The following is a 9,776-nucleotide window of genomic DNA, read 5'->3' on the forward strand; positions in this document are numbered from 1 at the left end:
GCTTGCTGCCTTTGGCAAGCTGCGCATTCGTTTCGAACGGCGTCTCGATATCCATCTCGCTCTGCTAACGCTCGCCTGCGCGGTCATCTGCTCACGATTCGTTGAGCAGTTTTGTTAGCGACTCTAAGGCCGCGCCCCGTCCGAGGTACCGCAACCCGAAGACGGGCCAGACCTGGTCGGGGCGCGGTAGGGCTCCCGCGTGGATTGGCAAAAAGCCCGAGCGTTTCCTAATCGATTTCTTGTACTGAACGACAGCTTGGCGGGCGCGGCCGGTCCGCCCCATTCTGACTTAGCAAGCTCGGCAGGTCGGAAGTTCGGCGGCCACGGCGCAGGAAGCTCAAGGGAAGAGCCCTGCAACGAGCCGGAGGGGGCGGCGCTGCCTAACCCCAGCTCTTCAGCGGCACCTTGACCCAGACGACCTGCTCTCCCGGCTCGCGTGCATTACCGTATTCCGGCCAAATCGGGGCGATCGTGTCGTTTCCACTAGACAACTGGTCAGGCAACTACGGCTCGGCGTCGCTCAAGCAGGCGGACGGCAGTTACGTGAAAGGGCCGGCGCTCATCGTCCAGAACGCGAGTTCTGTCATTCTCGATCAAACGCCGATTAAGAATTTTACGTATTGCGCGGTTGGCAACACGTTAAGCTGGGGGCTCGACAGCAACGCAACCGCCGGCAATGTCGCGTTCAGCACGATCACAACGCCGACGTCGACCGGTTACACCGGACCGACGTTCTTCGGTACGCTCCAGCAAAGCGAAACGGGTCGGGTACAGCAATACAGTGGCGTGCTGTCGACGCCGACTCAACTGTCCGACTGGATTGGCGTCTACGGGCAGACGACCATGACGAACGCCGGCGACACCTATTCCGCCGGACCGCCGCTGAACGTTCTCAGCAATACGCAGGTCACGCTGAGCGGCGCGAATCTGCAAGGCATCAATTACGACGTCAACACCAATGCGCTGACCTGGCCGTTCAGCGGCAACTCTGCGGGCGGTTCGATCACTTTTACGCGGATCACGACACCGACCTCGAGCGGGTACGTTGGCAATTCGTTCTATGGCACTATTCAGCAAACGCAAAGCGGCGGATCGTTACCGTTCTCCGGTATTCTCGGCCAACCCTATTCAGGCGGCGGGGGGTATCAGGAATCGACTCTGCAAAAGGTCTTCACGATCGCCGGCTATGTAATGACGGTACTATCTGGAATTCAATTTATCTATCTCGGCTACAAGATCGCCGCCTGGGAGGGGGGCAAAATCACCGCTGCGCAACAGCAAGCTGAGGATGTCGATCCTGGTCTCGAGGACGGCGTGCCGGAGGCGTACGCGAACCCGGGCGAGCCGATCAAGCCGGATAATCCGCCGCCGGAGAACACGACGACCGACACGACCACGGAAACCCAGGCGGAGCCCGTCACGACTACAGATACAACCACCGACGTCACGACTGAAGTGACCACCGAAGTCACCACGGAGGTCACGACCGAAGTCACGACAGAAGTCACGACAGAAGTAGTCGAAGCCGTGGAGGTCGTGATCGAGCCAGCCGTCGAGGAAGAGAAGAAGAAAAAGCCCTGACTGCCGTACCGGGGGGGACAATGCACATAGTCTCCCACCCGAGATGCACGTCGGTTTGCACGCAGCGTCGGGAACTGCGCTGGCGTTTTTCTAGCGTCTGACAGTCTCTTCATCCTTTCCGGTGATCCGACTTGTTCGCTCCCTATAATTCTCCTTCGTTAGCGGCGTAGATATTGGGATCCATTGCAAAAAGGGCGGAATAGGTGTCACGGACCCGCTCGCCAAGTACCCGTTTCCAATCCGAAGGATCCCGCAGGCGATCATAATGAGGAGTTGGAGCGCCAATCTCGAGGTCCCTGTGGCTGCTGAAAGCCGTTCGATAAGAGTCATCGCCCCCCCCGACGTCATGGTCGGTTTTCTGGCCGGTCTCTGCCACTCGGCCTACGTAGGCAAGTCGTTGCCGGCGCCAGAGGTGGACGAAGGCGATCAACTGATCGCGATCGATTGTTCTGCGCGACGCACTTCGGTGTGGACTCCCCAACTGTCGATTTCCGGCTAAGGTGACAGCGCAACAGCGTTAGGAGGGTATTTGTCATGCCATTCCTGTTTGTTCACGGCGTCAACAATCGCCAGGACGCCAACTATCTTCGCGAAGAGAGAATGCGGACGGCTTTCCTCACGGAAATCGTCGCGCCCGTCGTCGGTATTGATCCAGCACACCAGGTGTTCGCGCCGTATTGGGGCGGCGACGGGGTCAGCTTCTGGCGCGACCTGGCGGTGATTCCCAAAGGCAGCGAGGTCGAGACATTCGGATCTGATGAGAACGAACTGCCGCCATCGCTGGGGATTGCGGTGGCCGAGGGCGCCGTGCAGACAGGAGATACTCTGCACGCCTTAGCGCGCAAGCATCCGGATGTGGCAATCGATCTACTGTTCGATGCTCTCATCCAGGATGCCAAGACCGACGCAGACATCCTAGTTGTGGCCAAGGCGTATCAACTGGCTCAGCTTCGCCTGGCCGATACGGCAGAGCCCTGGCTGGCGCTGGCCACGGAGGACGATGTACTGGAGCTGGTCGTCGATGTCGTCAGTCCGCTGCAGCCTGCGGACAAGGACGAGACCTTTGGCGGCGCCGGCTTCTGGGCCATGTTGGAAGAAGGCGCCAAACGGCTGAAGCTACTAGGGCCGGATCAACTGTCCCAAGCCATTGTCGGCCCTTCGCGCCGGTCCCTGACCCGCAAACTCGCCGCGTTCATCGGCGACGCGTTCCGCTACGTCACCGAGCGGGAGGATGGCGCGCAGCCAGGCCCGATTGCTTCGAGCGTCCTCCAGGCACTTCGGCAGGCTGCGGCACTCGCGCGCGTAAAGAAGGAACCCCTGGTGGTCATCAGCCACAGCTTCGGTGGTGAGATCGTCTACGACATCCTGACCCACTATGCTAAGGACTCCGAGCTAGAAATCGACGCCTGGGTAACCGTCGGCTCGCAAGTCGGCCTGTTCGAGGAGATGTCGCTGCAGTGGAGCAGTCCCGGTCGCGTAGACCGTGCAGCGACTCCTCGCGAAGCCATCGCATCGCCGACGCGGGCCAAGCGCTGGCTGAATATCGTCGACACCAATGACGTACTGGGCTTCCTGGTCCTGACGGTCTTCACTGCGGCCGTGCCCGATACGGTCCATGACTTCAAGTACAACACCGGCTACCCCGTCACGGGTGCGCATTCCGGCTACTTCAAGTGGCCAAGCTTCTACAAGCGACTGGGTCAGCGCCTAGGGGGACAATGATACGATGACACAGATTCGACTGCGCCCCATCGACGAGACACGGGGCACGCATGTGCTAATCATCGGCGTCGGCTACTACCGCCATCTGCGCGGTGGGCCGGAACCTCGCAGCTGGGTGCACCTCGGGCTCAATGTCTAGCAGTCGCCACCGATCTCCGCGATGCACTTGGCGCGCTGGATACTCAACGGCAATGGCGCACGAGGCGGCCTGCACAACCCGAACGCGCCGCTGACGACGCTGGAGATCCTGGTCTCTTCGGAACAGGGCGAGCAACTCAACGCGGCCGGTGCCATGCATGACATCGAGCGGGCCTCGATGCCCTTAGCTTCGACCGCTGGCTCGACGAGGTACAACGCCACCCCAACAATGTGGGCGTACTGTACTTCTGCGGCCACGGTGTGATGGGCAATGGCCCCGAGCACATCCTGCTTCTGGATGACTACGGCGCCAATCGTAACCGCCCCTTCCAGACCGGTAGCTTCGACCTGTCCAACACTGCGCGCGCTGTGGCAGCAGGGCATAAGGTCCGATAACGAATGCCTTATAGACAGGCGAGAATCGCAGGCGCCAGGAGTCGAATGGCACTCGAGAAGTAGCTAAATAGCGGCTTTGGAAGGGCCCGTTCGCCGCAGTAGGTCGTGGATCTTCGGAAAAAGCGCCTAATTATACACATTGATCGCGAGGCAGATTACCGGGATAATCAGTGTTAACAGAACCGCTTCTAAGCAATGACTGATACGACTCTCCCCGCGCCCGAGTACAAGGAATGGCTAAACGAGCTGAAGCGTCGCGTGGAGCATGCTCGGCAACGCGCTCTGTTGTCTGTGAATCGGGAGTTGGTCTGCCTATATTGGCAAATCGGCCATGACATCCTCGAGCGCCAAGGGCGGCAGGGGTGGGGGGCTAAGGTCATTGACCGGTTGGCGAGCGACTTGCGAAGCGCCTTTCCTGACATGAAGGGATTCTCGCCCCGCAACCTCAAATACATGCGGGCATTGGCCGAAGCCTGGCCGAGCGGGGAATTTGTGCAGCAGGCTGCTGCACAATTGCCTTGGTTTCACCTCTGCACATTGCTGGACAAGCTCAAGAGCAACGAGCATCGAGAATGGTATGCCGCACAGGCCTTGGAGCATGGCTGGTCTCGCAATGTCCTGGTAATGCAGATCGAGACTCGCCTCCATGAGCGGCAGGGGCGGGCAGTGAGTAATTTTGCGGAACGCCTGCCGCCAGCACATTCGGATTTGGCTCGCGACGCCTTCAAAGATCCGTACATCTTCGACTTCCTAGGATTGGGCGAGGATGCGCAGGAACGAGATATTGAACGCGCCTTAACGCAGCATATTACGCGGTTTCTATTGGAGCTCGGCGCAGGTTTCGCCTTCGTCGGACGACAGTATCGTCTTGAGGTCGGTGGCGACGAGTTTTTCATCGACCTGCTCTTTTATCATCTGAAGCTACGCTGCTATGTCGTGGTAGAACTGAAGACCACGCCCTTCCGGCCCGAGTATGCGGGACAACTCAACTTCTATCTGTCGGCGATCGATGCCCAAGTGAAAGCCGCCGACGACAGTCCTACCATTGGACTGCTGCTCTGCAAGGAAAACAATCGCTTGGTTGCTGAGTACGCGTTGCGCGGAATGGCCAAGCCGATGGGTGTTGCGGAATATCAGTTGATCCGGGAAGTTCCCCCTCCGCTGATTACGAATCTTCCTTCGATCGAACTGATCGAGGCCGAGTTGGCCTCCGATGCGACGAGCGTTCCACGGCACGGCCGTGGAGGTTAACACTTCCATTGATGTTCATGCGCTAGAACATCCGCAAGCGCTTTCAACCACTTTAGACATAATGCGGGGTATGTCTCGGGGCACGGTCGGTGGTAGCACCGACCCCCTCGACGGGCAGAACCTTCGTTATCGGAGGGGAAGGCGGTGCGGCACGTCACGGATCTCCGCGCTCTGTCCGTCGTCTCTTCGCGACCCAATCCGGACGTTCGTGGGTTTAGGCTCCCAATGGCAGGAAACTGTCGAGCGGACGGCGAGCCAGCTTTTGTTCGACAGCACCTCGACCGAAGTGGACGGGCGACCGTGTCGGGTTACGCGCCCGCTACGGGCTAAAAGTCGTCGCTTGACACCTCGCCGTCTTCCGCAAAACGTCGAACACGGCTTTCCCCGAAAATACTTTGGCATAGAATGAAGGCATCGTGCCGACGATCCGCGCCCGACCGCATAACCGATAACAACCGCTTTGCGAACGGACATGTCCAAGTCTCTAGTCGAATTCAAACGCTTCTTGGCCAAATCGGCCCCGACGCTGTCCGAACACGAGAAAAAGCTGGCCAACCTGATGCTGGGGGGTTCAACGAAGTCGCGGCGGTCGGGACGGCCGGAGGCCGGCGAGGGAAAGTCTTGGCGAAACTGATCGTTGACAAGGGGGAGGCAGCGCCTCTGGCACTCGAAATCGCGGCCGACGAAGCGAACGTCAACGAGAAGGAGATCGTTCGGCTTACCAAAGTCGAGGTCGAGCATTTTCGTGGGTTTTCCGAGAGGCACTCTTTCGAATTCAAAAACCCGTACACGTTCGTCTATGGGCCGAACGGGACGGGAAAGTCTAGTCTCTGTGAAGCGCTCGAATACGGATTGCTCGCCTCGATCCACGAAGCGGAATCAAAGCGGATACCCGTCTCGGACTACATCAGGAACGCAACATCGAGGAAGTCGGCGAAACCCGTTCTGTACGGAGATACCGCGGAGGAGAAGGGAATCGAAGTGAAAGCGGACCCCCGCACTTTCGAATTCTGCTTCATCGAAAAGAACCGGATCGACGGATTCGCGCGGGTGGCCGCCAATACCCCGGCCGCCCAGCAGGCGCGGTTAGCGGCGCTGTTCGGCTTGGAAGAGTTCAACGCGTTCGCAACGCAGTTCAACGAGAGCCTCGACCCTTACCTGGACTGCGTCGGAAAAAAGGGGAAGGATCTCGCGGATCGGACGAAGGGGATCGCCGGACACCAAGTGATCCTCGAAGGCCTCCCGGTGAAAGCCAAAACCGCCGAAACGCGAGGCGCCGTGCTGCTCGGGAAATATCCGGAGTGCAAGGACCTCGAAAATCAAGGCAGCTCTAACCGGTCCCGAAGGCAACGGTGGCAAGCAAAAGGCTAACAACACCGAAATCGGCCGCCTGCAGAACCTTAAAACGGCCGCTGATCCAGGGACGGACGACATCCTAGCCGACGCCGACGGACTGCTCCGGCTCATCAAAGAGAAGGCAGAATCGGAAGAGTTCCTCAACCAGTACAAGGATCAGCTTTCCCTTCGAAACCTTTACGGCGCGATTCTGGGGAACCGCGAAAGGTTCGGGAACGAGTGTCCCGCGTGCGCCTCCGAACTCTACCGCGACGGTCGACTCGCCGTTCCGGTCGACCCGTACAGCAACGCGGAGGAAAAGCTGAAGCAATTCGACGCCGCCCTGCGGGCCGAAGGACGGATCAAGGAAATCCGGGAGGCCCTCAACCTCGGCTGGCGGGAATTGCTTTCGAAAATCGCCAAGCTTCCCGCGCCCGCCGCTGCTGTCGGGTTCATCGGAGCGCCCGAGGTCGGCTCGTTCAGCGCCGAGGCTTCCGACGCCAAGGATGCGGCGGGCATCGAGACCTTCCTCCGAGCCGTGCCGGCAAAGCGCGAGCTCCTTCAGGCGCTGAAGGACGCGACCGGTACTCATAACGGAAAGGTCGAACAATCCAAAGCCGCGATCAAGAAGCTCGAGGATGATAACCTCGCGATCTCCAAGGACCTCGAGGAAATCGTGGCTATCTCGACCCTCATCGCTACGAACGCGACGAGCGAGACGGAGGCGACGCAGGCTATCGCGAAGTTCAACCGGGAGAACGAGGAGCTCATCAGGGAGGCGGAAGCAGAGAAACCGGGAGTCGCAAGAAACCTGAGCTACAGCATCGCTTACGTCTCGCTCCGCGAAAAGCTCCTGGCCTACAACGCCGGACTGCCCTTGGCCCTGGCCGCGGAGCTCAACGAAAAGACGCTCAAGTTCTACAACGAGATCAACAAGAACGATCACGCTTCCGACAGGCTCAAGTCCCTGAGGCTGCCGACGGCCGTGGGTGAGAGGATAGAGATCGAGTTCGAAAACGGGGACAGGTGCGACGCGCTCCAGGTCCTCAGCGAAGGTCACATTCGGTGCCTCGGGCTCGCGATTCTGCTGGCGAAGATCACCACGGACCGCCTCCCGTTCCTGATATTCGACGATGTCGTGAACTCGATCGACGACGAGCACCGTGGCGCGATCATCGACCTCATCTTAAATCCGGAAGAAGTGGGCAAAAGGCAACTCATCGTCACGACCCACGGTGAGGATTTCGTGAAGCGCCTCGAGAACGCCGTGCCAATGAAAAAGTACGAGGAAACGGTGACCCGAATCGACTTCCTCGTGCCGTTCGCCGCCAAGAAGATCATCGTGAAGCTCGATTCGCCCCGCCACTACCTCACGGTGGCCGTCCGAAGCCACGAAGAAGGGCGTACGCGCGACTCCCTGAGTTACGTCCGAAAGGCCTTCGAAGAAGAGCTCAACCGTCTCTGGAAGAAGATTGCAAATAAGAAGCTGTCGGCGCAGATAAGTGTGGGGATGATGGGGCCGGGAAACCCTGACCTCATGAGCTTGGCGACGGGGCTTCACCAGTTCCTCAGCAGGAAGGACGTGACAGTGTTCCAGAAAGTCGTGCCACACCTGGGCGAGATGCTTGGATATGGCGAGAAGCACAAACTCGAATGGAACTACCTGAACAAGGGAACCCATGAAGAGGACCGGGTGGAAGAGTTCGACGCGGCGATCGTTCGGCGCATGCTCGAGACCGTCATCAAGCTCGACGAGGCGATCGATGCTCCGCAGGCCTGATGGTGGCTTCCGGACCCAGACATGCTTCCGGGCGATTCACACGACGGCAGGCGGTCGGGACTGCTGCCGTTCAGACTGCAAGTGCGCTGAATGACAGAAGGCTGTCACATAGCAGCCTTTCTTTCCGCTGACCTGTGAACGTCGGCTTCGGCCTAGATGCCGAAGCACTCCATCCGGCCGGTTTCGGAGGGCATCGGACGCTTGAGCGTTCGCCGCAGGATCAGCCTGACTGCCCGATTTTGGCCGACAAGCGACGGCCGCGCAACGACGGGGAATCAAATTCATGAGGAGTGGATTGCAACCTTCTCACGTGACGGCGCTGGAGCATTCCGCAGACCGCCTTGCGATCAGCGATGCCCGGCTTCGGTGGGGTATAAGCCTGCCGGGTCACATAGCTAAATGGGCAATGGGATGTCCAGCGTGGGCGACGCACGCGACTTCGGGGATCGCGGCACGCCAGCCGCTCGTCCTGCTGCGGGCGCGGCACGATGACCGCCGAAGATCTGTTTTCCAGGGCCGTGCTCACACCCCGACAAGTCAAAGCCGGCTGGACACGAAACGAACGGTCTGTGGTAACCACCGACCTGGTTGCTCGCCAGAAGACTTCGTCTATCTGAGGGCCTCGGCCTGTAGGCAGGCCAGGTAAAGCGCCCCTGGTTGAGACGGCCCACGGCACACCATACGCCAAAGCCGTCATGCACAAAAAGCTTCATGCGCGTATGGCCGGCGTTCGAGAACAGGTAGGTGTGATGAGACTGGGCTGCGCCGAAGGCCTGCACCACGCGCGCCAGCAACCGCTCGCTTCTGGCACGCATGTCGATGGGTTCGACGGCCAACCACAGCGAGTCAATGCGGATCATCTAAGCCAGTCTCGAAGCAGTTGGGAAAATTGCTGCGCCGCTAACAGAGCGCCAATGCACAACCAGCGTGCCGCCTGGGCGCTGTATCTCCATGCGGATGGTCTCGTTGCCGCCGCCGGCGTCTTACACGGTAACACCTCTCCCTTGACTGCGGACAGGGCCTCCACCTGTAGCGGAACAAACGCGTGGCCCTCGCTCAGCGCCGTCAGCATCTGCCGCTGACGGTCCTCTCGCATCCATCGGTGCACCATGTTCGGGTTGAGCGCGTGGGCTGAGCGCGACCCCCGCCACCGAAGCTCCTGGCTGGCGAATCTGTGCCATGACCATCGCCTTAAAATCGGCGCTGTACTCCCGCCGGCGCGGCCGCCAACTGTCGACACTTGATCCATCGTATCCACGATCCTCCTTCGTGGGGACGATGCTTCATCGCTTCAATCTATTCAAGATGGAACAACTGGTCGCTTACCATAAGAGCAACCCAATGGCATTTTCATATCTACGCAAGCACAACTTTGTTTCCGGCGCTGCGGATTTTCAGCGCCTCCGTCGCCTATATTTGACATAACTATTCTTATGCGAAGAACGTTTGTAGCGGCAAAGCGGTAATGTCCGGTTTTAGCAAAGCAGAAATGTCCGCCTGAGGCGCTCTTCATGGTATTCAGCCTGCCCGGTTGAACACGATGGAGACGCCAGAGGATGGCTAAATCCAAGGT

Annotated in this window: 10 protein-coding genes and 2 pseudogenes; 9 read left to right on the forward strand and 3 right to left on the reverse strand. The window is 59.4% G+C overall.

The window, feature by feature from the left end; translation table 11 throughout:
* The 3 genes and pseudogenes from VSR71_RS34665 to VSR71_RS34675 all read left to right on the forward strand — a co-directional run.
* Window positions 1-118 (forward strand): annotated as a pseudogene (locus VSR71_RS34665) (IS5/IS1182 family transposase); the annotation flags it as partial.
* A 4-nt stretch (window positions 119-122) separates the two neighbouring features.
* Window positions 123-248: pseudogene (locus tag VSR71_RS34670) on the forward strand (H-NS family nucleoid-associated regulatory protein); the annotation flags it as partial.
* Between the two features lie 157 nt (window positions 249-405).
* Entirely contained in the window at window positions 406-1,581 is a 1,176-nt protein-coding gene (locus tag VSR71_RS34675; RefSeq protein ID WP_116332813.1) for a hypothetical protein, read from the forward strand.
* A gap of 142 nt (window positions 1,582-1,723) precedes the next feature.
* Here VSR71_RS34675 and VSR71_RS35480 read toward each other — a convergent pair whose 3' ends face one another.
* Window positions 1,724-1,957: a DUF5343 domain-containing protein gene (locus VSR71_RS35480; protein WP_368666650.1), complete on the reverse strand. Its 234-nt coding sequence runs from the start codon at window positions 1,955-1,957 to the stop codon at window positions 1,724-1,726.
* A 158-nt stretch (window positions 1,958-2,115) separates the two neighbouring features.
* Here VSR71_RS35480 and VSR71_RS34680 point away from each other — a divergent pair, with 158 nt between their 5' ends.
* From VSR71_RS34680 to VSR71_RS34705, 6 genes are all read left to right on the forward strand, one after another.
* Window positions 2,116-3,303 (forward strand): hypothetical protein, encoded by a 1,188-nt coding sequence (locus tag VSR71_RS34680; protein WP_115684100.1) that lies wholly within the window; start codon window positions 2,116-2,118, stop codon window positions 3,301-3,303.
* Between the two features lie 4 nt (window positions 3,304-3,307).
* Window positions 3,308-3,442, forward strand: a complete 135-nt coding sequence (locus VSR71_RS34685; RefSeq protein ID WP_269462468.1) for a hypothetical protein — start codon at window positions 3,308-3,310, stop codon at window positions 3,440-3,442.
* A 27-nt stretch (window positions 3,443-3,469) separates the two neighbouring features.
* Window positions 3,470-3,706, forward strand: coding sequence for a hypothetical protein (locus VSR71_RS34690; protein WP_147298481.1), 237 nt, complete (start codon window positions 3,470-3,472; stop codon window positions 3,704-3,706).
* 326 nt (window positions 3,707-4,032) lie between these two features.
* Window positions 4,033-5,088 carry a PDDEXK nuclease domain-containing protein gene (locus VSR71_RS34695; protein ID WP_115684102.1) on the forward strand — a complete coding sequence of 352 codons (1,056 nt, stop codon included), beginning with the start codon at window positions 4,033-4,035 and terminating at the stop codon, window positions 5,086-5,088.
* 621 nt (window positions 5,089-5,709) lie between these two features.
* Window positions 5,710-6,459, forward strand: a complete 750-nt coding sequence (locus VSR71_RS34700) for an AAA family ATPase (protein WP_159373696.1) — start codon at window positions 5,710-5,712, stop codon at window positions 6,457-6,459.
* Window positions 6,460-6,826: 367 nt separating this feature from the next.
* The gene (locus VSR71_RS34705; protein WP_172583737.1) at window positions 6,827-8,203 is read left to right on the forward strand and encodes an AAA family ATPase; all 1,377 of its coding nucleotides are present in this window, start codon (window positions 6,827-6,829) and stop codon (window positions 8,201-8,203) included.
* A 395-nt stretch (window positions 8,204-8,598) separates the two neighbouring features.
* On the opposite strand, the gene tnpB is transcribed toward VSR71_RS34705, so the two are convergent.
* Window positions 8,599-9,063: an IS66 family insertion sequence element accessory protein TnpB gene (tnpB, locus tag VSR71_RS34710; RefSeq protein WP_115684105.1), complete on the reverse strand. Its 465-nt coding sequence runs from the start codon at window positions 9,061-9,063 to the stop codon at window positions 8,599-8,601.
* A gap of 440 nt (window positions 9,064-9,503) precedes the next feature.
* On the reverse strand, window positions 9,504-9,776 hold a 273-nt coding region (locus VSR71_RS34715; RefSeq protein WP_342917878.1), incomplete at its 5' end, for a hypothetical protein.

It is taken from the genome of Cupriavidus oxalaticus (assembly GCF_038900635.1).
GTDB lineage: Bacteria > Pseudomonadota > Gammaproteobacteria > Burkholderiales > Burkholderiaceae > Cupriavidus > Cupriavidus oxalaticus_B.

What these genes read in the sequence shown, in the direction of transcription:
- VSR71_RS34680 (WP_115684100.1), top strand. Translation starts at nt 2,116, where the DNA reads ATGCCATTCCTGTTTGTTCACGGCGTCAACAATCGCCAGGACGCCAAC.
- VSR71_RS34695 (WP_115684102.1), top strand. Translation starts at nt 4,033, where the DNA reads ATGACTGATACGACTCTCCCCGCGCCCGAGTACAAGGAATGGCTAAAC.
- VSR71_RS34685 (WP_269462468.1), top strand. Translation starts at nt 3,308, where the DNA reads ATGACACAGATTCGACTGCGCCCCATCGACGAGACACGGGGCACGCAT.
- tnpB (WP_115684105.1), bottom strand. Translation starts at nt 9,063, where the DNA reads ATGATCCGCATTGACTCGCTGTGGTTGGCCGTCGAACCCATCGACATG.